Source organism: Candidatus Desulfolinea nitratireducens, from assembly GCF_982879505.1.
Window position 1 is genome coordinate 5,886 of the sequence record NZ_CEYOSI010000014.1, and the last position, 23,502, is coordinate 29,387.

Below are 23,502 nucleotides of genomic sequence, written 5' to 3' on the forward strand. Positions count from 1 at the left end.
TAACCCCCGCTACCCTTTCCTTACTGAGCTAAAAGGATTGCTTGAAAAGGCATACTCTTTTTATCCCGAAGAGATTCGTGAGAAACTAAGTATGGATCGGCGTAGGCCTAGAAGGCGGGAGAAGCCATTATGAAAAAGATCAATAAGATGAACGAAGCAGAATTAAGTGCTTTTGTCCAAGCCCATTTGGAGAAAGAAGGGATTGACGTTGTTCTTTCTGGGGGAAGTGTAGTAACAATTTATAGCAATAACAAATATGTATCCAAAGATTTGGATTTAGTAAATAGATACGCTATCAATCACAAGAAAATCCGAAGTGTAATGATAAAGCTTGGCTTTCAAGAGCAGGGAAGATATTTCACGCACCTGGATACAGAACTTTTTATTGAATTTCCTGCAGGCCCCCTTGCGATTGGTGAGGAAGTGATTAGCGATATTGTAGAAAGGGAAGTAGAAACCGGAACCTTGCGCATTATTTCTCCTACAGATTGTGTCAAAGATAGGCTAGCAGCTTACTATCACTGGAACGATCACCAATGCCTGGTACAGGCAGAATATGTGGCCCAATCACAAAATGTTGATCTGGAAGAAGTCGAAAAATGGTCAGAACGAGAAGGGATGCTGGCCAAGTTTGAAGAGATAAGATCAAGATTGAAATAGGCAACGAACGAAAATCTGAATTTATCCCGTATAATATCCAAGGGATGGAAAGGAGCGCAAGATGCCGATCAGTATTCCTACTGCTCTCGAGGTATTCTCTTCAGCAGCAAAGACAATTACAGCCTTCGCGGAATTTCGCAAGGCAACCACAAGAGATGCCTGGAAATTGATCGAAGAGTTGAAAAAAAACTCGAATTATTTTTGGGCAGTGATTGACAAGGATATTCCCGTTGGGGAGATTATCGACAAGCTATCCACAGCAGAATATGATCGGCTGCGCAGTATATCCTTTGATTTCAAGAGAATAAACCCCAAAAAGATCCGCCGCTACCCATCATTAACCGGGACGGATCTTGAGTTTTTAGGCGGGCAGGAAACAGAAGTATTGATCAAAAATATATATGACAGGATCAAAGACCTGAAAGATAAATTCCCTTATGCGGATGACGGTACAAAAAGAAGATGGACGACACGAGTCGTCAATATCCAGAAAAGGATATTTTTGCTGCTCAGGCATGTGAAAGCGTAAAAATGGAGAGTGTGTTGAGTTTTTTCACTATAACCGCACGGGGATGAATCCTCCGTGCTAATAAGCCAAAGCCGCCTAAAAGCGACTGGACATCGTGTCGGATTTATCGGGCTTTCGTACCATGAGGCAGGGCTTAAACCCGTACGAATTCAACACCGAGAAAAAAACATCGCCAAAATTGAAAAACCGCTCTCTTTTTGCGATCAACTCGAAGCGCAGGTGGCCCAAAATCAAACCCACTCTGAGCAGTTGATGCAAGCCGTCCTGCGGGAGGCTTTTGGGGGAGGAAAGTAACCTTCTGACTCTTGGGGGGGGTATTTCCCGCAAGGATGACGAAACTCTACGATCAGGTTTAAGGAAAAAATAAATGACAAGAAAACGACACAAAAATAAAAAGAGAAAACAAACAAAGCAGGAAAGAAGAGCAAGAAAGGAAAAAAAACAGATTCTACTCTACAAAAATTAATGGGTGCTATGCAGAAAAAGCCACAATACAAAGACAGCAAATTTGTCCTAAATCCTGAAGGTGAAGTAAAAGTTTCTGAAAGAATACAAAAATTAATAGAACCCAATCAGGATATGGGTTCAACATTACACGCCTACAAAAATCTGGTTGGTATGGCCTGCATGGCATGGACTACAGCTACGCTACCAAAAAATAAAGAAAATGAATTGATATCCCAATTTGTTCAAAGCATGCCAGAAACAGAAAAAGGAATTCGTAAAGATATAACACTATTCATCAAGAAACTTATCAAGCGTAAGAAAAAATTATTTCCCAATGATAATCGCGCTATTATAGAGTACAGAGTTACTGAGAGAAAAAACGAATATCAACTTGCTGTGGTTGCTGCGGTTCCCTCAAAAGGGAGGGAGTAAAAATGGCAAAGACAACCAGTCTCCCTGGTTATTGTTTTTCCTGCGAAAAACCCTACGACAAACGCGGTATGGGTCGGCATCTTAAAACCTGTGCAGCACGCAAAGACGCCATTGTAGCCGAATACGGCAGTAAAACGCGAATATTCCATCTTCGCATAGAAGACCCTTATGAATCCGCTTATTGGTTGGATATCGAGATTGCGGCAAATTCCACACTGGCAGAACTCGATCAATTTTTGCGTGATATTTGGCTGGAGTGCTGTGGACATCTCAGTCAATTTGTCGTTGGGGAGACATACTATAGCTCCTATATTGATCCCGATCCCTTCTTCGGTAGCTGGAAAACCGAAGAGTACGATCTCCATGTCGCCATCGGGAAAGCCATTCCTTTCAACAAAAAAATACGTTACGAATACGATTTCGGCTCAACAACCGAGCTGTCGGTGAAAATGATTGCCGAGCGAGAAGGCTCATTTCCGCGTGGAAAAAAGATTCGTATTCTCTCACGTAATTTTTCACCTCTCTATATTTGCAGTATTTGCGGTGAAGAGCCAGCGCAATGGCTCAACGTTTTCGAATATGAAAACAATTTTTATTGTGACAGGCACGCCAAAGAACATGATGAATGGGATGAAGGTTTCCTGCCTTTATCCAACTCTCCACGCGCGGGAGTTTGTGGTTACGAAGGGACAGAGATCAAAGAATATGCATTTGAGAAATTCGTCTAAAGCTGAAAAACATTTCGAAGCCGAGCCTAAAAGCAGGCGGTTTAATAGATGCTTCTTCATTAGGAGAAGACGCAGAGAAGGGGTTCGGTGCAGGATAAATCCCTCCCTCAGAACAATGTACTCTGTCAGGAGTACGGAAGCCCTATCAAACTGGACGATTTTAGCCCCATAGGGGTTTCCAAGAACTAAGGCAGGATTTTAATCCGCACGTGCTAAAGGCGACTGGTTCGCCGAGTCGGATTTATCCGGCTTTGGCTAACTAGCGTGGATGTTGACGTCCATGCGGACACAGCAACGAAAACCAACCCGCCCACACCAAGATTGCACACCACACTGGGAATTTAATCTCGCATAATACTTTAGATAAGGCATTTTGTGGTTCTAAATGAATGTAAGAGAAAGTGGAGAAAACAGATGCATAATTTAGCATACAAATTTTGTAAGAGAAAATACTTAAGGAAAAAGCATATTCTAAAAGTCGAAGAAAGTGAAAATCGCGATTATGTATATTTAGAAGACCCATTATTACTTGCGCGTTTTGCTGGATATTTAAAAAGCAATTTGGGTGGAGCGTACAAAGTGTTTTTTAGAGGGCAAAATGAAGATTATGCAGGTATGGTGCCTTCCTTGTTTCGGGGAGTTGATGGAAACAAGAAAGAATTTGAAGAACGCATAAATGCTTATGAAAATTTAACAGTAAAATGGAGAAATACTACAAAAGCAAACAGGTTTGGCGGTGAAATAGGAGGAGCATTATTGCAACATTATGGGATTAGAACCCCTTGGATTGATTTAGTTGATAATTTGTTTATTGCACTGTGGTTTGCGTGCCACAAAAGGACAAAAATACCTCCATACACATTTTGCCCAAGAAAATGTGATAAATTTGGATGGGTATATTTCTTGCAGTTTGAAAATCCAGTATGCAGTACAAAGCACCGAATAGCATCTGAAGGCATTGAAGTAGGAAAAAAAACAAAATGGTGTGATTTACGCTCTAGTCAAACATCCTTGAGCCTAAGAACACATGTTCAACATGGAATTTTCGGAACGTTGCGAGATCTAAATTACCAAAATTACGATTTAAATAATCTGGTGATAGCTTCTGTTAAATTTCCAATTACCAAAGACTTCTTAGATATTGTATCTATCCCTCCAACATTTTTATTCCCATCTACTGTTTATGATAATACATATAAATACTTACTCGGTGACAAGTTCAAAAAGTTAGTTGAGAAAGGTTTTTTAGGACAAATAGTGGAGTACAAAAAATAACAAGGAAAAAACGATGGTAGCGAATAAGAAACGAACAAAAAAACAGTACAAGAAGCCTAAAAAAATACTAGGAATGACAAAATTGCAACTTGTTATTTTAGCTGTGCTAGTTTCAATAAGCCTAATAGTTATTGTTATCCTTGCAGGACTAGTATCCAATGTTATTAAATCGTCTCAACCTCCAACACCACTACCTTCTCCGACAGCATCACCATTATCCGTATATATCAATCTTGAGGTAGAACAAACTGACAAGAACTTAGTTGTCATTCATGGTCAAACAAATTTACCTCACTATACAATCATCATGGTTTCAGTCAATGGTATCCACAATAGCTTCTCCGGGCAGGATAAAACTATAGTCAGAAACGGAAAATTTATGACTGGAGCATTTGGACCACATGGAGGATTGAGTGGAGGAAAATATGTCGCGGAAGCATTAATGCCTTATCCATCTGTGCAACCTCTGGATGTTCAAAAAGTAATCGGAAAAAAGGGTGAGCGGTTAACCGGAGACCAAGTTATGCGTGATGAGAGTGGGGCATTAGTTATTTCGAAGATAGAATTTGATGTAGTAGTTCCCACAAAAATACCTCCTCCAACTATTGTTCCGACACCTACCCCTATAAAAATATATCTCAATGGCGGAGACATAGGATGGATTTGGACACAAAAAGATTATTCTGCAATACTAAAAAACGCGTACCGTATAGACACTATCAACGGATATAAACCAGAGGGACCCCGTGGCTTTAATGGTGGGTATGAGGGCGGATATACTCAATTTCTAGTTATAGAGTTAGAAGTTGAAAGGCTTACCCCTGGATATAGTGTCTTTGATGATATGTTTTATCTATATGCATACGAAGACGATAATTATATTGAATACGAAGCTCAAAGGTCTTATTCTTACTTTAAGAATAGTATCAGAGTCTATTATCAAGAAAAGGCAAAGATGACAGTTGTTTTTGAAGTAAAGCCCGATTCTCAGAATTTCATACTTTGTTATCAAGATCTGATAGAGATGAACTCTTCAGGATATATGGTTCGTGAATGTGATGGGCGTTACAACAGTTTTAGATTTACGTTTGGAGACTAATTGTGCGAAGATAAAATTCTCATTCCTACATCATAAAAACAAGAAATCCCCCATTCACAACAAGTGAACGGGGGATTTCTCTTTCTTTTTTCGTCTTCCCTACTTTCTATCGCACCATATTCCTCAGCACCGTATGCAAAATACCGCCATTTCGGTAGTACTCTACCTCGATCTCGGTATTCAACAAAGCCTTTGCGGTAAATGCAACCGTGCTGCCATCTGTCTTTGTTGCGGTGACGGACACATCGCTCATCGGCGCCATAATGTCTTTTAAGCCTGTGATGTCAAAGGTTTCCTCACCTGTCAATCCGAGTGATTCGGCGCTTTCGCCTTCCGCAAATTGGAGCGGTATCACGCCCATCCCGACCAGGTTTGAGCGGTGGATGCGCTCATAGGAGGTGGCGATGACAGCTTTTACGCCAAGCATAAGCGTTCCCTTGGCGGCCCAGTCACGACTGGAGCCGGTCCCATATTGGGCGCCGGTCAGCACGATCAGCGGGGTCTCATCCCTGGCATATTTGACCGCCGCATCAAAAATGGAGATCTGCCCGCCATCCGGCAGGTGGCGGGTATAACCGCCTTCGACGCCGGGGACGAGTTTATTTTTCAGGCGGATATTCGCAAAGGTACCGCGTGCCATCACCTGGTCATTGCCGCGCCGTGAGCCAAAGGAGTTGAAATCGTTGACCTTGACACCCTTTGATTGCAGGTATTTTCCGGCAGGCCCATCCGCGGGGATATTCCCGGCCGGTGAGATATGATCGGTGGTGATCGAATCCTTTAGCAGGGCCAGCACGCGGGCCCCATGGATGTCCTCAACCGGTGGCAGGTCCAACGTCAAGGATTGGAAGAAGGGGGGATGCTGGATATAGGTCGATGATTCATCCCAGGCATAAAGATCGCCCTCGCTGACCTTGATCTCATTCCAGAGCTCATCACCGGCGAAAACCTCGGCATATTTCTCTTTGAACATCTCCGCCTTGACGCTCTCCGCAACCACATCCATGATCTCTTTGGTGGAGGGCCAGATATCTTTCAGATAGACAGGATTGCCATCCACCCCGGTCCCGATCGCTTCAGTTGCGAGGTCAATATCGACCGTGCCAGCCAGCGCATAGGCGACGACCAAGGGTGGGGAGGCCAAATAACTCGCCTGCACCATCGGGTGGACGCGGCCCTCAAAGTTTCGGTTCCCCGAAGTGACTGCGGCAGCGATCAGCTTTTCACTGGTGACTGCTTTCGCCACCTCGCTGGGAAGCGGACCAGAGTTACCGATGCAGGTTGTGCAGCCATAGCCGACGATCCCGAAGCCAAGCTTGGCGAGGGGCTCAATCAGATTTGCCTGCCGCAGATATTCTGTCACAACGCGTGAGCCTGGCGCGAGGGATGTTTTCACCTGCGGTGCAACCTCAAGCCCCAATTCGAGCGCTTTCTTTGCCAGTAACCCCGCCCCGACCAAAACCGAGGGGTTGGAGGTATTCGTGCAGGAGGTGATCGCCGCAATGACCAGTGCGCCGTGACCGAGTTCATAACCGCCGCCATTGGTGCCGACAGTGGCTTTTTTCTTTGCTTCATCTGCGCTCAAACCGAAACCGTGGAAACCTTTTTCGGCGGTCAGCGCTTTTTGAAATTCCTGCTTCATATTGGTCAATGCGATTCGATCCTGCGGGCGTTTTGGCCCGGCCAGAGAGGGGACAACTGTGCCGAGATCAAGCTCAAGCGTGGCGGTGAACTCGGGGTCGGGGGTTTCACTGGTCCGGAAAAGGCCCTGTTCTGTCAGATAGGCTTTGGTGCGTTCGATCGTCTCTTCGGAGCGACCGGTTAATCGCAAATAGCGCAGGGTTTCCTCGTCCACCGGGAAGAAGCCCATCGTTGCCCCGTATTCGGGGGCCATATTGGCGATGGTCGCACGGTCCGGGAGCGACATACTGTCCAGGCCCGGGCCGTAAAATTCGACGAATTTACCGACCACACCCTGCTCACGCAGCATCTGGACGGCGGTCAGAACAAGATCGGTGGCGGTGACGCCCTCCTGCATTTCGCCAAAGAGTTTGAAACCGACCACGTCTGGGAGCAGCATATCGAGGGGCTGGCCGAGCATGGAGGCCTCTGCCTCGATCCCGCCGACACCCCAGCCGAGAACGCCGAGTCCGTTAATCATCACTGTATGTGAATCCGTACCGACGAGGGTATCTGCAAAGGCCTGCAATTCGCCATCCACTTCTCGGGCGGGGACACACTCACTGAGATGCTCCAGATTGACCTGATGGATGATCCCTGTGGAGGGGGGCACAACGCGGAAATTATCGAAGGCCTTCTGCCCCCATTTCAGAAATTCGTAGCGTTCCTTGTTACGCTGAAATTCAATTTCGGTATTGCGTTGGAGTGCATCGGGAGTACCGAAAAAATCAACCTGCACCGAATGATCGATGACCAGTTCAACTGGTACCAGTGGATTGACTTTCTTTGGATCGCCACCGAGACGTGCCACCGCAGAGCGCATCGCGGCCAGATCCACAACGGCGGGAACACCGGTAAAATCCTGCATCACCACCCGGGAGGGTTTGAAGGGGATCCCGGGGCGTTCGCCATTGGGGGTCCACGCGGCAATCCGTTTCACGTCATCGGGGGTAATGCCTTTGTCATCCACCTGACGAAGGGCAGATTCAAGCAATACACGGATCGAGAAGGGTAATTTTTTCAAACGGACCAAACCGGCTTTTTCAAGCGCGTCCAGCCGATAAAAAGTGTACTGACCACCTTTGGTAATAAGTAGATCACGGGCATTAAAATGATCCTGGGTCATGTCGAACTCCTTTAGCTTTCTTACTGGTAAACATCATTCGTCTTCTTACGGAGCATAGACTGTAAGAAGGTATAGGATAGATGTGCATTGCATCTGCTTTTGATGCGTTGCACATCGGGTTTCGAAGAACTCCCCTCACCCCCAACCCCTCTCCCGCTTGTGCCCTTTTCGAAGCAAGGACGGGGTGAGGGGTCAAGAGACAAAAAAACCTTTGTTTCTTTCTCACCATTGTTCCTAGCGATCACAAAGGTGGAAAAAACACAAAGGTGCGCCTTTGTTGTCCGTTCCTATTAATTCCCTCTCCCTCCGGGAGAGGGCTAGGGTGAGAGGATATCTATAGCCCCTATTCTAACCCTTTTTTGAAATCTTTGACAAGTCTTTCTCGTTCCTCATCAGAAACAAAGGCCGCGTTGACCGCGTTCATGGTTTGTTTCTTGAGCATATCAAGCGATATGCCAAGCTGATCGTGAACCATTTGGAACTCGCTGCTCAAGGAAATTCTTGAGATGCTGGGGTCATCAGTATTAATGGTCGTATTCAATCCGGCTTCGATCATTTTTCGCAATGGATGCTCTTTCAGGGTGGGTGTGACCCCGGATTGATGATTGCTTGTTACGCAAACTTCAAAACACGTACCGCGTTCTTTTGTCATTGCAACCACGGTTTCATCTTCAATAACACGTACGCCATGACCAATTCGATCGGCGCCGAGAACTTCAATCGCCTCCCGGACGTTTTCTGCGCCAGCCCATTCCCCTGCGTGGACGGTGATCTTCAGCCCTGATTCTTTTGCCTCGCGGAAGATCGGGGCAAAGGGTTTGCCTGAAAATTCTGCTTCGTTTCCGGCAATATCAAGAGCAACGATGCCTTTGTCCAGGGAGTTGGATGCAATCCAGGCAACTTGTTCTGCCAATTCCAGGCTTTCATGACGGTTGACGCTGGCAATCAATTTGACAGTGATCCCAAATTTTTCTGCTGCCTTGTTGGCACTCTCGCAAACCCAATCCACCACATCCTGGAGGGGAAAACGTTCAGCACGGCTCAATGCGACTGGCGTAAAGCGCAATTCCATATAGCGAATATTGTCGCGCGCCGCATCTTCAACCGCCTCGCGGGTGACGCGTTCGATCACTTCCGGAGAGCGGTAAAAGAGGCGCAAGGTTTTGAATTTTTCGAGAAAATTTGCAAAAGTATACGGTTCCTCATCCTGAATTTGGACGAGATCGCTCAGACGCATGATATTTCTGGGAACTGTAATGCCATGCTCGCGTGAGATATCAAGCATGGTCTCAATACGCAGCGACCCTTCCAGGTGGCGATGAAGCTCCACCTTTGGCAAAACCATAAAAATATTCAGGGAGGATGTGGTGACGTAGTTTTTCATTTTTTATTTATTCTAGCAGAAAATAGCTGTTTTCGTAACATTTTTCCCCATACCATTTGGGGGAGGCCGGGAGGGGGCTGATTATTTCTTCTTATGCCGCTTGCGTTTCTTTTTTGTTTTTGTCGGTTTTGATTTTTGTGCCGTATCAGAAACTGTATTCGCTGCTTCCACAGCACCCAGGGGGCTGGCGTTCCAGCGGCGGGGCTGATAGGCAAAAACGCGGCTCACCACCTGTGAGCGAATATCGCTCATCAAAACCTGGAACATTTCGGAGGCCTGTCGCCTGTATTGAACCAGTGGGTCGCGTTGAGCGTAGGCTTCCAGCCCAATCGAAACACGTAGGGCCTCCACCTTTGTCAGGTACTCGACCCATTGCTCGGTGATTGCACTCAGCAAAAGCTGGCGCTGGATTTCTGTCATTCGCAGGCGGCCCAGTTCGTTGATCAGGGTTTCGCGCGATTCATCGGGGAGATTGGCGGGAGATGTGTCAGCGAGATCATCCCCCAGAATGTCGGTGGCAGGCCCAAAGTCGGCGAGCGTGGCGTGAGCCCTTCCCTCGCGCCATTTTGCCTCACCCCACGCGCTTTGGAGCGCATCCTGTGCTGCATTGAAATGATCCATGACCTCTTCGATCAACTCTTCAGCCTCGCGGTTGACCAGGCTTTGCGCCTCCAGATATATATATTGGAAACGGGCAAAAACCTGTTTGACCTGCTGATGAGTGCGGGCATCAAAGCCAGAGCGGACACCCTGCGCGAGGCCGAGAAGCAGACGGGCATTTGCCGTATCGTTCCAGATCTTTACAGGCTCACGTTTAAGCGCGGATTCGAGGTCCCGTGCCAATTGACCGTTTTCTCCGGCCAAAGCTTCCAGCCGTGTTTCCAGGGCCTGATCGGCGGCGTCAAGAACTTCCTTTTCAACCTCGCTCCATTCCATTTCAGCGAGTTCATTATTATTGAGCGAAAGCGGTTGCTCCAACCGATATTCAATTGCCCCGATCATGCGGGTGAGATTGATCTTTGTAAGCTGTATTTCGATCATTTCGCGGAGGTCATCTTCGAGTTCATAGGCATCATCTGCAAGGGTACGAAGTTGATTATTCGTCAATTTCAAGGGCAGGTGAATCAAGCTATTCAACTCGTTTAGAATTTCCTGCGGGCGCTGCACCTCTTCAACGTCTCCCTGATTTTGGATGAAGGTATCGAGGAGATCAAGTCTTTCACTAAGTTGGGTTTCGAGGCTATCGCCTGTGCGATAAACAAGGGATGCGATGGCTTTGTAGATATGTTCCTGTTCTGCGTTGATCGTATCGCGCAGCAGCTCAAGCAGCGCGGCTTGAGGCTCTTCAGAATCTCGAAGCTCCTCGAGGAGCAATTTCATTCCGAAGGAGGGGAAAAGCTCATCGTCACGATCTGTGAATGAGGGTTGGACACCCTCGGCCCAGGCCAGCAATCGCCAGGGACCTTCATCTTCATCTGCCAGCGCGGTGTGGACGCGGTTCTCAACTTCCACGCGGAGCATACTCTGCAAATCGTCGCTCAGGTCGTCCTTCGTAAAGACACGGTCACGCTGGCTATAGATGCGCTCACGTTGCTGGTTGAGGACATTATCATAATCGAGGAGATGTTCGCGAACATCGAAGTTTGCTCCCTCCACACGGTGTTGCGATTGCTCGATGATATTGGCAACGATTTTATTTTCCAGGGGGAGCGAATCATCCACTTTCAGACGCTCCATCAAATTGCCAACCTGTTCACCGCCGAAGAGACGCATCAGGTCATCTTCAAGGGAGAGGAAGAAACGCGAGGAGCCGGGATCGCCCTGACGTCCGGCGCGTCCGCGTAACTGGTTATCAATCCGGCGGGCATCATGACGTTCTGAGCCGATCACATGCAGGCCTCCCACGGCTTTGACATGTTCCATCTCCTCGAAGTATTTCAGGAAATAATCGATTTCGGTATCGTAGATTCCGTACTCAGCGCGGTCGGTTTTGAGTAAAAACTGACGTTGTTCTTCAAGTGTGAGATTATAGTGATCCTCAGCCCCGATCTTTTTCAGGACGCGGTTTACCGATGAGAGCACCTCTTCGGCAATATCGCCGCCGAGCTTAATATCCACACCACGACCGGCCATATTCGTCGCGATGGTCACAGCCCCAAAAGCGCCCGCTCCTGCGATGATCTGACTCTCTTCGGTATGCTTGCGCGCATTGAGCACATTATGCGGTACACCGCCTTTGATCAGGTCCTTAAGCCGCTCAAGATCTTTATCTTCCAGATCCAGGATATCGAGCAAGGCCGCAAGATTGTCTGGGTCGGCGGGGTTGATCGAGATGCCCAATGGTTTGGCAAAATCACGCAACATGGTTGGGGTGAGTTTTTCGATGGGCATATAGAGCGGTTGCAACTCAGCGATGGCGCGCCCATCCTCTTCGCGGTCGTTCGCTTCCATCCAGTGGTAGCGGATCAATAATGTTTGCAGGAGACGGCGCACGGGTTCTGCGTGCAAGCGCCCCGACAATCGATCCGATGAATCGACGGAGGTTGTCCCGATCAATTGCGGCCGCCCGATGACGTGGAAATGCGCGGCCTCTTTTACAATTGCCCGGAGTTTGGCCTCTACCGTTCTATAGATCGAATCAGGGTAATCTTTTCGCTTCCAAAGTATTTGCCCCCCCTCCCCTGACGGGGCTTCCCCCCTGCTGGCGGGGGGGAGACCTGCGTTCTCCCCCTGTGTGCGGGGGGAGTTAGAGGGGGGCGAAGATTCGTTAATATAATAGGTATATTCGTAACCTGTCTTGGCTTCTTTTGCAGTACGGGCAACCAGAGTCGAGTCTTCGGCTGCTGCCAAATACTCCAAATTCATCGGGATCGGTAATACCTCGAGATCATAGATCTTGTCGAATTCTTCAGCCTCTGTCAGTGCTGTACCGGTCATCCCGGCCAGCTTCTCGTACATGCGATAATAATTCTGCAAAGTGACTGTTGCGTAGGTGATATTTTCCGGTTCAATCCGGACGTTTTCTTTTGCTTCCACGGCCTGATGGAGGCCATCTGACCAGCGGCGTCCAGCCATGAGACGACCGGTATGCTCATCGACGATCACAACCTTGCCGCCCTGTACGAGATAATCTTTATTCCGTTTGAAGAGATATTCTGAACGTAATGCCTGTTCAAGATATCCCATCAGCCGGGCTTGTTCGGGGGTCACATCTTCGGGGCGGTCGGGATCGCTGAGGGGTTCACCGAGCAACTCCTCCACATGGGCGATACCGATCTCTGTCAGGGCAATGCTGCGATCACGTTCGTTTAACTCAAAATCTTCTCCCCGCAACTGTTTGACCAGGGTTGCCATCCGCGTGTAATCACCCATATCGCCTTTTGAGGGGCCAGAGATGATCAGCGGAGTGCGGGCCTCGTCAATGAGGACATTATCCACCTCGTCAATAATGGCAAAATAATGTCCGCGCTGTACACGGCGCTCGAGGCTCATGGCCATATTATCGCGGAGATAGTCGAAGCCAAATTCATTATTCGTGCCGTAGGTGATATCGGCGGCGTAGGCTTCCTTGCGGTCTACAAGTCGGAGTTGATGTTGGTCTTCCTGTGCGGCTTCTTTGGTTGGATCGTAAAGATAGGCTTTGTTCCCGTTTTCTGTGGCGGCAGCCGCCTGCAAAATACCGACGCTCAGCCCGAGAAAATCGTAGATCGGCCCCATCCAGCGCGGGTCACGGCGGGCAAGATAATCATTGACGGTAATCAGGTGAATCCCGCGGCCGGTCAGGGCGTTCAGATAAACGGGAAGGGTCGCACTGAGGGTTTTTCCCTCACCGGTTTTCATTTCTGCGATCTCGCCGCGGTGGATCGTTATCCCACCCACCAGTTGGACATCATAGGGACGCATCCCCAAAGTCCGCTTGGCAGCCTCACGTACGGTGGCGAAGGCTTCGAACATGATCTCGGTGAGCACTTCCTGCTCGATCCGGAAATACTCATCCTTATCTTCCACACCCTCCAGCTCAGCTTTCAGTTTTGCCCGGAATTGATCCGTTTTGGCGCGTAAATCTGCATCGCTGAGGGCTTCATATTCCAGCTCAAGTGCGTTAATTTCTTCCGCGATCTGAGCCAGATCATTGATTCTTTTTTGGTTGGGGTCGCCCCCGAAAATGTTGACGAAATTCTTTAGCATAATGGTCCTCTCGAGGGGCGATTATAACAGAGAGGATAGAGAGGATATCTTAGGTTTTTGTTAACGTTGGAGAAAAAATATGCACTTTTATCGCTTTAACAACCAACCGATCCGATCATAAGAAATCAAATAGTGGATGAGGACGACAACGCCGAGAGTTCTCCCCAAGGATGGTTGCCCTGCATCAAACAGAAGCCAGGTTGCTGCTGCAAAAAAAGCTAATTCGAGAGCGAGACGGATAATCCCGGCTACTGGAACAGGCGCTTTTCCCGAGCGGCTGGGATCATCGGGAACAGCAAATGTCCCCCACAAAGCCGCGGCCAGAAGTGGCAAGCCTATCGCAAGAAAGAAGCGCATCCCGCCTTCGTGTTGTGTCCAGCCCCAGTAGCCAATTGAGGATAGGGCTGCCAATTCAAGCAGAAAGCGTATGGCGAGATTTATTGGATTAGAACCCATGGCTCTTCACGCTAAACCCATTTTCCGCTTGCGGCGCTCTCGACTATCGATTCAATCACTCTCATATTGGCTACTGCGTCCTCGAGCGGAGTCGGCACTTCGGTATCGTTGAGCACTGCCAGGGAGAATAAGTCACCCTGGATTGTATACTGGTCACAAAAATCAAACAATATCTCTTCAATCTCACTTCCCTGTTGGAGCCATATTCTGCAGGGCTTATCCGACGGAGCGTTGAAGGGGATCTCAATCTCAATCCGCCCTTCCGTCCCGATAATATTCACCCGTTGATGGGGCGCCAGTTGCGTCCCACAGGTGAAGGTTGACGTTCCCCTGCCAAAGTCCAGGATACCACTGGCAACGCGATCAACCTTGAATTCCGGATCGTACTCGATGATTCCCTGCACCCGTTCAGGTTCCGTGTTGAATATGAATCGCGACAGGGATATGCAATAGCATCCGATATCCATCAGTCCCCCGCCACCCATTTCAGCGATATTGCGAATATTGCTGGGATCAACATTATAGTAGGAGAATAAGGACTGGATCGTCCTCAGCTCCCCGATTTCGCCATCAAGCACCAATTCTTTGGCTTTTACCCATTGCGGATGGAGTCTATACATGAAGGCTTCCATTACCTTGAGTTCAGGATGTTTTTTCCCTGCAGCGAGCAGTTCCTCAGCCTCAACTGAGCTCATCCCAATCGGCTTCTCGCAGAGCACATGTTTTCCCGCCTCCAATGCCTTGATGGACCAGGGCACATGCTGGGGGTTAGGCAAGGGATTGTAAATAGCCTCGATATCGGGATCGGCCAATAGATCCTCATAGGAAGCGTATGCCTTTTGTATTCCCAGGCGCTTTGCTGCAGCCTCTGCCATTTCCTGATTTCGAGAGGCGATGCCAGTGACCTTAGAATACTCACCCAATTGCATGGCGGGAATTACTTTTTCGGTACCAATATTTGCAGTGCTCAGTATGCCCCAACGGATTTTTCTCATCTTCTATCTCCTTATTGTTCAAAGATTTGAATCTGTAGCGCTTCGTCGTCGTCAACAAGCGGGCTTAAAAATTTACCCGCGGTGATCCAGGCAACACCGAATGCGACTAGTGCTATTGCTTCCGCCCAGTAGGTTATCTTCAGTGCTTTTATGGCCTCATCAGGCAGTGTGATTTTTGAGATACCTGCGGCCAGGATACATAAAATCATGATCCACCCGCAAATATAATAAATTTTGCTCCGCCGCCCTTTCTTCCCTGGTTGACCTTTTGTTTTTTCTCTAAAGGGGCCAAAGCAAAAATACGCCAGGATTGCGAATAAAATCGCTGCACCCATATAATGGATCGTGGATATTAGATCAGTTTCGCAAGTCCCGCAGGATGTCGGATAGAGTGCAACGATGATTGCTGTAATCGATGCTACCTTACTTGCCCTGGCCTGACCAGTTGTGTGTCCGTTATAGGCCCACAAAAAGGAGGCGACAATAAATAGCATCCCAACAAAAACATCGCGGGCTTCAGTATGATATGACGCACTGATAGACGAAAGTGGGGTGAGTGAAATCAGGCTGACAACAAATGGAAGGGTAAATGCGATCAGCCCCATCAGCAAACGAAGTGCCCGGTAGTCAAAAACCTTTTTTATTGTCGAAGTACTCATAAGTTGCCTCCATTAAACCGGAATCTGCTTGCTTATATTTGTAACTACCTTATTAACATTATACAAAATTATTCACGCAAAACAACCATAGAGCCATTTATTGATATTGGTTATTTCACATAATATCCAATATCAATAAAGAACATCACAAAATAACCGATCAATAGGATGATCCAACCGATAAGCTGGCCCAGATCCATTAAAGCAGACCAGGAAAGGGAGAAATTTTCCTGAATGGTGTCAATAATGCTCTCCATATTGTCGAGCTTGGCATGCACGGCTTCCTTCCAATGGTCGAGATAAAGTTCACTGCGGATCATTCCGTAGAGTTTGGCTGTGTACCAATCACCGATCAAGAGTAAATTCTGGTCGGTATGTGCGAAATCAAACATCAACTCCAGGCGCTGTTGCACTATACGCTGGATACGTCCTCGGGTGGGGTCGGGGCGCAAGGCGCGGCGCGGATTTTTATAAAATTTTTCAGCAATATTACGCAGGCTGTTTTCCACATCCTGGTCGAGAATCCTGTAACGCAGCAACTGATAATTACCGATTTTGAGCAATTCGATATCCGACTGAAAATCGCCATCCGGAGCGATGATAATAGCGCCCTCCCAATCTACGATAGTCAGATCATCTTCTGAGTAGCGAATGCGTGAACCCAAAATTTCCTTTACTTCGGCTTCCACCAAATTTTCACGCTGTGTACGGAGAAAATGTGCCAGCTCCTGTGCATTGCTATCTACAAATTCATCTGTCGTGTTCACCGCGCTGATCATCAAGATAATATATTCTTCAAATACCCCGTTTTTTGTGAGTTCTTCAGGGATTAACGCCAATCGCAGGGCATTTTCGATCTGCCCCCGTTTCTGGATGGCTTCCTGGTCGAGAACATCTCTCAATGGGAATTTGCACTCAATTATCTGGATGCGGTTGTCGTAGCGCTGTCGGGAGACAGCCACATCCACGCCTCCCGCCTGGATTTGGGCTTGCTCCAGCGTCCTGACAGAGATATCCACTGGTTGAAAATAGGGTGCATCTTTCAGTCCCTGGATTTTTTCCAAAGGTTCAGATGATTTTTCTACCGGATCAGGGAAGCAGAGCAAATAACAAATTTGGGCATCCATATTGGGCAAGATAGTTATTCTCCTAATTATTGTCAGCATTGTACACTATCTTTCCCTCCGGTCTCCCCCTGCTATCCCAGCTATTCAGATTTCAGAGCAGCCCATTGACCTCCTGCCGATAAGGTAAGGAAGCCGAAGCCCCAACCTTCTGCACACTCAGGGAGGCGGCGAAATTGGCAAACCGGATTGCGTCACTGAGCGACAAGCCTTCTTTAAGCGCGACAGCTAATGCCCCCGTGAAGCAATCTCCTGCTGCTGTTGTATCGACTGCCTCCACCTTATTTCCCGCTACAGAGAAGAAATCATCTCCCTGCAAGCAGACTGCCCCATTGCCTCCGAGTGTCACAATAATTATTTGACTAGCCGTGCTGCGGATAGCTCGCGCTTGACGGTGCAAGCTTTCCAGAACATCAGGATTGGCATCTTCACCGGAGAAAAAAGACAGCTCTGTTTCGTTTACGATCAACGTATCGCATAAATCCTGTAACCCCTCGATAAATGGAGCTGCTGGCGCGGGGTTAAGGATCGTTTTTGCCCCCACCTCTTTGGCTGTTTGGAAGGCGGCTTTGATGGTTTCCTGCGGAATTTCGAATACGGAGACCAGAATATCATCGGCTGTAATCGAAAGCGAACCGAAGTCAGCAGGAGACAACTCGGCATTGCATCCTGGAACAACGATGATCCTGTTCTCAGCGTTTTCATCTACTGTGATCAATGCTGTGCCACTGGGGGTATCCTGCGAAAAATACAGATGATCCAGATTTAAATTTTCCTCTTCCAGGAATTTTTGTAGTGCTGAACCAAAGGCATCCTCCCCCAGCTTGCCAACCAATACAACATCGCCCCCCAACCGGCTGGCAGCAACAGCCTGATTTGCCCCCTTTCCACCCGGGATAAATTTCAAATCGGAACCAAATAGCGTTTCCCCGGGATTCGGATGACGGGGCGTCATGACAACCACATCCATATTAATGCTGCCAAGAATAATGATTCTAGCCATAGCCTGCCTTTTTCAGCTTAGGGGGTACCTTGGTGACTGCCGAAGCGAAATTTTCTTGATTGCCTTTTCACGACTTCATCTGAAACTCAAGCTCCTCGCCATCATCCGAGCGTTCGTGTTCCACGCTGATCTCTGCCGTGGCGGGGATATAGATCCGCTCACCGGCGACCTGGATCTCGAAGGCTTTGCCCTCTTCCAGCGCATCCGCAAGTCGGCGCAGCTTGGCGGCAAAATCTTTATTTGAATAGATTTTCTGAATATCTCGTTCAGCTTTCTCTGTCATTAATCTTCTCTAATATCTATCTGAAAAATCCGATGAGAATATTATACAACCAGTTTCTCTCTCAGATGGGGCAACCTTAAAAAAACCAGTTTTTTAAGTAAAACATAGGTTCTAAAATTCATCCTCGTGCTATAATCTTTTTAGCCTTTTTACTCAGCGAGCGGTGGGGTTTTTATCCTCATCTTCATCCCAGCCAACAATCATAAAATACACCACCCATAAAAAAATATGTCTTTTGCTCACTTACACGTCCATACCGAATATTCCCTTCTTGATGGCTTGAGTAATATCGAGAAGCTTGTCGCCACGGCCAAGGCGATGGAGATGCCCGCGGTTGCGATCACCGATCATGGGACGATGTTCGGGGTGAAGAAATTTTACGACGCCGCAAAAGCTGTCGATATCAAACCGATCATTGGTATAGAAGCCTATATGTCTGCACGGGGGATGGCCGACCGTGATTCGAAGCTGGATAAAAAATCATCCCATCTGCTATTGCTCGCCAAAAATGCAACGGGTTACCAGAACCTGCTCAAGATCGCCTCGGCTGCGCAGACCGAGGGCTTCTACTACTATCCCCGCATTGACCATGATTTTCTTGCCGCACACGCCGAAGGGCTGATCTGCACCTCGGGATGTATGTCGGCTGAAATACCCCGTGCGCTGTTGCGTGAGGACCCCACAGAGGCCGTCCGCCGGATGGATTGGTATTATGATGTTTTCGGCGAGGAAAATTTCTACATCGAGTTGCAGCAGCATAATATCGTCGAGCTGACCGAGCTGAACCGTCAGCTTGTCGAAATGGGAGCACGTTATTCGTCCAGGTTTGTTGCGACGAATGATGTCCACTATATCCAGCCGGACGATGCCAAACTCCAGGATATTTTGCTGGCCATCCAGACCGGGGCCCTGCTAAAAGATGAAAAACGAATGCGGATGGATGATCCATCCTATTATTTGCGCTCCCCTCAGGAGATGAACGAACTTTTCCGCGAAGTCCCCGAGGCTTTGAGCAATACCCTTGAGATCGCTGAGCGTTGCGATGTCAATCTTGATTTCACCGAATATCACCTGCCGCATTTCCCCGTACCGGATGGACATACCGAGGAGAGTTATTTACGCCACCTCTGCGAGCAGGGGCTTGAGCGGCGCTATGGAAATCATGCAGACGATAAGGTTTTTCGCGATCGCCTGAATTACGAACTGAATATCATCCACACGATGGGCTTTGATGCCTACTTCATCATCGTTTGGGATCTGGTCCGCGAGGCGCAGGAGAAGGGGATTTTGTACACCACGCGCGGTTCCGCGGCCGGATCAATTGTCGCGTACTCGCTTGAGATCACCTTGATCGACCCGATTGAACATGACCTCATCTTTGAACGTTTTCTCAACCCCGGGCGTATCTCGATGCCCGATATTGACCTCGATTTCCGGGATGACCGCCGCCATGAAATGATGGCTTATTGCGCGGAAAAATATGGCGACGATAAGGTCGCCCAGATCATCACCTTCGGCACGATGGGTGCCAAAGCCGCCATCCGCGATGTTGGGCGTGTGATGGATATCCCCCTCGGCGAAGTGGATAGGGTTGCCAAGTTGATCCCCGCCGTTTCGGGGAAAACGGTCACACTCCAGGGGACGCTCAACGATGTGGCGGATTTTAAGAAAGCCTATAATTCTGCCCCTCATATCAAGGAATTAATTGATACCGCAATTGGCATGGAAGGTGTTGTCCGCAACGCCGGGACACATGCGGCGGGCGTGGTGATTGCCGATAAACCCCTGATCGAATATCTGCCGATCCATCGCCCGACCTCCAATTCTGAAGATACGCCGATCAAAACCGTGACCCAATTTGAGATGGGTATTCTCGACAATTTAGGGATGCTCAAAGTGGACTTTTTGGGTCTCTCCACATTGACGGTGATTGCCCGGGCGGCAGAACAAATTGAAAAACGTACTGGTAAAAAATATCATCTCGAGAATATTCCGCTCGATGATAAAAAGGCCTTTGAGATCATCGGAGAAGGGAATACAGCCGGTATCTTCCAACTGGAAGGGGGCGGGATGACGGGTTGGATGGTCAAGATGCAGCCTACAACCCTCGACAATGTCATCGCCATGGTGGCCCTCTACAGGCCGGGTCCGATGCGCTTTATCCCCTCTTATATCGAGCGGATGAATGACCGGGAAAAGAGCGTTTATCGCCACCCCAAGATGGAGCCGATCTTTAAATCCACGTATGGCATCCCGATCTATCAGGAACAGATCATGCGCGCGGCGGTCGAGTTGGCGGGCTATACCGGCCCCGAATCGGATGATCTGCGCAAGGCGATTTCCAAGAAAAAAGAAAAAGAGATCAGGAAACATCGCAAGAAATTTATCAAAGGTGCCGTAAAAGAGGGGATCGAAAATACGATTGCCACCGCTATCTTTGATGATTGGGAAGAATTTGCACGATATGGATTTAACAAATCACATGCTGCGGCCTACGGCACGATCGCCGTTCAAACGGCTTATCTAAAGGCGAATTATCCCACCGAATATATGAGCGCGCTGATGTCGGTATTTTATGGGGATACCGCCAAGGTTGCCCATTATGCGGCCAACGCCCGCGAGATGGATATTGAGATCCTGCCGCCGGATGTCAAGAAAAGCGAATGGGATTTCGCCATCGAAGATCTGCCAAATGGCAAGACGGCGATCCGCTTTGGCTTCGGGGCGATCAAAAATGTGGGGCGCGGACCGGTTGAAGCGATCATCGCTGCCCGTCAGGAAAAAGATTGCAGGGATATCAACGAATTTATCCGTGCTGTTGACCTGCGTACCGTTGGCAAACGCGCCCTCGAATCGATGATCAAGGTTGGGGCGCTGGATATTTTCGGTTCCCGCAGCAGCCTGCTGGCTTCGCTCGAACGCCTGATCGCGGTCAGTGGTGCGCATTTCAAAGCCAGGGATTCTGGTCAGATCAGCATGTTTGGCGCAGCCACTGGCGTTAGCGATACAATCGTTCTTTCTCCCGGCGGCAAGATTGACCAGCGAATAGAATTGAATTGGGAGCGGGAGCTGATCGGCATCTATATCTCTGACCATCCGCTTTCCTCTTACCAAAAAACCCTAACCGAAATTGTGACCCATTTTTCACCGCAGCTCCCCGAAGCGCGGCAGGATGAACGCGTCCGCGTGGCCGGGCTGATCGCAGGTGTGCGCCCCTACCAGACCAAAAAGGGCAAACCGATGGGTTTCATGACTCTCGACGATATGCGCGGGATCATTGAACTGGTCATCTTCCCGCGCCCCTGGCAGGATTATCGCGATCTTTGTGTTGAGGGGCAGATCGTGGTCGTTGAAGGCAAGGTGGATGCGGATAGTTCCCCGCCCAAGATTTTGGTGGATGCGATCAAAACAGATTTTGACCTGTTGACCTCTGTGGAAAAAAAACGGCAAACGGGCTCCCTTGGGCCTGTTCCCGTTAAAGCCCCCCCACAGCCTGTTGGGGTGGAGCTGCAAATCGCCGAATCCCCGGCCAAAACCTATTCTGCCAAAGCTCCCTCACCGCTTGCGGAAGGGGACGGTGGGGCTGACGAGGGGATGCCTCCTCCACCGGAGGCCTTTCCGGATGGCTGGGAGGAGACGATGTACGAGATGGAATATTCTGCGGCGGTTGAGGTGACTTTGGCGGAGCCTCCAGATGAACCACAACCCGAGCCTGTGCCCGACGCTATGCTCCGGGCAGAAGTACACAATGGGCAAAGTGAAGATGTGCCTGAAGATTTAGCTGAAAATGATCAGCCTGAATCCTATGAGCAGATGGCTAAACATTATCCACGCACTTTACTAACGCCATCCGCGCCTGAATCCGAGCATCCGCCGCGCCTGATCACGGTCTCGATCAAGACGAATGGCAGCCTGGAACGCGATAAACGCCGTCTGGGAAATATCCACGGCGTGCTGATCTCCTTCCCCGGGCGGGATATGTTTTCCCTGCAGATCTACGAGGGGGATAAGGGGCATCTGATCGACTTCCCCAATTACAATACGCGCATCTGCGACGAGATGCTCGACCGTCTAAAGAAGGTCCTGGGCAACGAGGATTGGCGGATCGAGGAGATCGGGGTTTAGAGTAAAGCGAATAGTTTTTTACTGTATAATCTTTGACAAGATGACCTTAATTGAAGTCCCCACGATTGATAAGAGAGAGCGCATCCCCCAAGAGGCGATTGACGAAGTAGTGCGGCAAATTGCTGAACAATTTCGCCCACAAAAAATCATTATCTTTGGGTCTTATGCCCGCGGTAATCCACGCCCTGAAAGCGACGTGGATATTTTGGTTGTGATGGCAACTGAACTGAAAGAAAGCCAGCAATCTTTGCTAATCCGTCATCATCTTAATTTATTTTTTGGTTTGGACCTAATTCTGTATACGCCAAAACACCTGGAAGAACGCATTGCAATGGGGGATTATTTCGTACAGGATATACTGAAGGAGGGGAAGGTGGTCTATGAAGGCAGCAACAGCTGAATGGGTCTCAAAAGCTGAAGGTGATTTTGCAACAGCGGGGCGAGAAATTAGAGCGCGCAAAAACCCTAATTATGATGCTGTTTGTTTTCATTGCCAACAATGTGCAGAAAAATATCTAAAGGCTTTGTTGCAAGAAAATGAGAAACACTTTCCCAAAATCCATAATTTGCTCGAACTGCTGGCAATGATTTTGAAATTTGACAGGAGCTATGAGTTTCTAAAAGCTGATTTAGATGTACTCGAAGAATTTTCTGTTCGGTATCGCTATCCCGGTGATGCTGCCGAGATAGAGGAAGCGCAATCTGCATTTGCTGCTGTAAAAACAGTGCGAACTTTTCTGAGAGGAAATTTGAAGGCATAAACCCCCTTTTTTGGTAGCACGAAGTTTCTAAAAGCCAGAAGACGGTCCTGGGGAACGAGGATTGGCGGATCGAGGAGATTGGGGTTTGATTTCTGTTCTAACGGTACCAAGTAGTTGGGCGGCAAGGAGACACTAATAAAATGTATTTAGCTAATTTACTTAACTCACGAGGTTTTTTTCAAAGAACATCGTCTTGGATGGAAGCAGAGGGAATATCAGATGATATTTCTTTTCTTCTTAACCGAGCTACATCAGCTGTTGTAAATATTCATCGTATGGAACAAGCGCAAAACAATTGTTTTCGGGAATTTCAATTGTTTGATGACCAACTAGTTGATATAGAGGATAAGATTGTTTTTAATTCACACAGTTTAGTTGAACTCCAAAACGAAATTTCACCATTACTTTCATCGATACGAATATTGCAAGACCTAACAATTGGACTGATTGGTAAAACACTAAAAGTTAGTCTACCATCAAGTATTAATAAAACCATTAAAAATATTAAGAAGCATAATCTACCAAATGAGATAGAAAATTTATTAGTC

At 48.2% G+C, this 23,502-nt stretch carries 20 protein-coding genes and 1 pseudogene; 11 read left to right on the top strand and 10 right to left on the bottom strand.

Going from position 1 to position 23,502, the window contains the following annotated elements:
• Positions 1 to 129 precede the first annotated feature (129 nt).
• From AC3DOM_RS02310 to AC3DOM_RS02340, 7 genes are all read left to right on the top strand, one after another.
• Positions 130 to 660: a hypothetical protein gene (locus AC3DOM_RS02310; protein ID WP_487917410.1), complete on the top strand. Its 531-nt coding sequence runs from the start codon at positions 130 to 132 to the stop codon at positions 658 to 660.
• A 61-nt stretch (positions 661 to 721) separates the two neighbouring features.
• Positions 722 to 1,189: a hypothetical protein gene (locus AC3DOM_RS02315; RefSeq protein ID WP_487917411.1), complete on the top strand. Its 468-nt coding sequence runs from the start codon at positions 722 to 724 to the stop codon at positions 1,187 to 1,189.
• 54 nt (positions 1,190 to 1,243) lie between these two features.
• Positions 1,244 to 1,483: a hypothetical protein gene (locus AC3DOM_RS02320; RefSeq protein WP_487917412.1), complete on the top strand. Its 240-nt coding sequence runs from the start codon at positions 1,244 to 1,246 to the stop codon at positions 1,481 to 1,483.
• Between the two features lie 171 nt (positions 1,484 to 1,654).
• Entirely contained in the window at positions 1,655 to 2,068 is a 414-nt protein-coding gene (locus AC3DOM_RS02325) for a hypothetical protein (protein ID WP_487917413.1), read from the top strand.
• 2 nt (positions 2,069 to 2,070) lie between these two features.
• On the top strand, positions 2,071 to 2,796 hold the full coding sequence (locus AC3DOM_RS02330) for an IS1096 element passenger TnpR family protein (RefSeq protein WP_487917414.1): 726 nt from the start codon (positions 2,071 to 2,073) through the stop codon (positions 2,794 to 2,796).
• A 414-nt stretch (positions 2,797 to 3,210) separates the two neighbouring features.
• Positions 3,211 to 4,071, top strand: coding sequence for an FRG domain-containing protein (locus tag AC3DOM_RS02335; protein WP_487917415.1), 861 nt, complete (start codon positions 3,211 to 3,213; stop codon positions 4,069 to 4,071).
• A gap of 13 nt (positions 4,072 to 4,084) precedes the next feature.
• On the top strand, positions 4,085 to 5,170 hold the full coding sequence (locus tag AC3DOM_RS02340; protein WP_487917416.1) for a hypothetical protein: 1,086 nt from the start codon (positions 4,085 to 4,087) through the stop codon (positions 5,168 to 5,170).
• 106 nt (positions 5,171 to 5,276) lie between these two features.
• Here AC3DOM_RS02340 and acnA read toward each other — a convergent pair whose 3' ends face one another.
• The 10 genes and pseudogenes from acnA to AC3DOM_RS02390 form a co-directional block, all read right to left on the bottom strand.
• The gene (gene acnA / locus AC3DOM_RS02345; RefSeq protein ID WP_487917417.1) at positions 5,277 to 7,976 is read right to left on the bottom strand and encodes an aconitate hydratase AcnA; all 2,700 of its coding nucleotides are present in this window, start codon (positions 7,974 to 7,976) and stop codon (positions 5,277 to 5,279) included.
• 343 nt (positions 7,977 to 8,319) lie between these two features.
• Positions 8,320 to 9,360 carry an adenosine deaminase gene (gene add, locus AC3DOM_RS02350; protein ID WP_487917418.1) on the bottom strand — a complete coding sequence of 347 codons (1,041 nt, stop codon included), beginning with the start codon at positions 9,358 to 9,360 and terminating at the stop codon, positions 8,320 to 8,322.
• A gap of 81 nt (positions 9,361 to 9,441) precedes the next feature.
• Entirely contained in the window at positions 9,442 to 12,225 is a 2,784-nt protein-coding gene (locus tag AC3DOM_RS02355; RefSeq protein WP_487917428.1) for a preprotein translocase subunit SecA, read from the bottom strand.
• Positions 12,226 to 13,548, bottom strand: a pseudogene (locus tag AC3DOM_RS02360) (preprotein translocase subunit SecA); the annotation flags it as partial.
• 87 nt (positions 13,549 to 13,635) lie between these two features.
• Entirely contained in the window at positions 13,636 to 14,004 is a 369-nt protein-coding gene (locus AC3DOM_RS02365; RefSeq protein WP_487917419.1) for a YrdB family protein, read from the bottom strand.
• 11 nt (positions 14,005 to 14,015) lie between these two features.
• A complete protein-coding gene (locus tag AC3DOM_RS02370) occupies positions 14,016 to 14,999 on the bottom strand; it encodes a Gfo/Idh/MocA family protein (protein WP_487917420.1) in 984 nt (327 codons plus the stop codon).
• An 11-nt stretch (positions 15,000 to 15,010) separates the two neighbouring features.
• A complete protein-coding gene (locus AC3DOM_RS02375) occupies positions 15,011 to 15,658 on the bottom strand; it encodes a hypothetical protein (protein WP_487917421.1) in 648 nt (215 codons plus the stop codon).
• Between the two features lie 110 nt (positions 15,659 to 15,768).
• The gene (locus tag AC3DOM_RS02380) at positions 15,769 to 16,785 is read right to left on the bottom strand and encodes a hypothetical protein (protein WP_487917429.1); all 1,017 of its coding nucleotides are present in this window, start codon (positions 16,783 to 16,785) and stop codon (positions 15,769 to 15,771) included.
• 91 nt (positions 16,786 to 16,876) lie between these two features.
• Complete coding sequence (gene rbsK, locus AC3DOM_RS02385) at positions 16,877 to 17,785, bottom strand: ribokinase (protein ID WP_487917422.1); 909 nt, start codon at positions 17,783 to 17,785, stop codon at positions 16,877 to 16,879.
• A gap of 67 nt (positions 17,786 to 17,852) precedes the next feature.
• Entirely contained in the window at positions 17,853 to 18,068 is a 216-nt protein-coding gene (locus tag AC3DOM_RS02390) for an amphi-Trp domain-containing protein (RefSeq protein ID WP_487917423.1), read from the bottom strand.
• Between the two features lie 228 nt (positions 18,069 to 18,296).
• On the opposite strand from AC3DOM_RS02390, the gene AC3DOM_RS02395 reads away from it, so the two are divergent.
• The 4 genes from AC3DOM_RS02395 to AC3DOM_RS02410 all read left to right on the top strand — a co-directional run.
• A complete protein-coding gene (locus tag AC3DOM_RS02395) occupies positions 18,297 to 22,193 on the top strand; it encodes a DNA polymerase III subunit alpha (protein ID WP_487917424.1) in 3,897 nt (1,298 codons plus the stop codon).
• A gap of 40 nt (positions 22,194 to 22,233) precedes the next feature.
• Complete coding sequence (locus AC3DOM_RS02400) at positions 22,234 to 22,593, top strand: nucleotidyltransferase domain-containing protein (protein WP_487917425.1); 360 nt, start codon at positions 22,234 to 22,236, stop codon at positions 22,591 to 22,593.
• Positions 22,574 to 22,954, top strand: a complete 381-nt coding sequence (locus tag AC3DOM_RS02405) for a HEPN domain-containing protein (protein WP_487917426.1) — start codon at positions 22,574 to 22,576, stop codon at positions 22,952 to 22,954. Before AC3DOM_RS02400 ends, AC3DOM_RS02405 begins: the two co-directional genes overlap by 20 nt.
• Positions 22,955 to 23,094: 140 nt before the next feature.
• Positions 23,095 to 23,502 (top strand): hypothetical protein (locus AC3DOM_RS02410; RefSeq protein ID WP_487917427.1); only part of this gene is annotated, 408 nt, incomplete at its 3' end.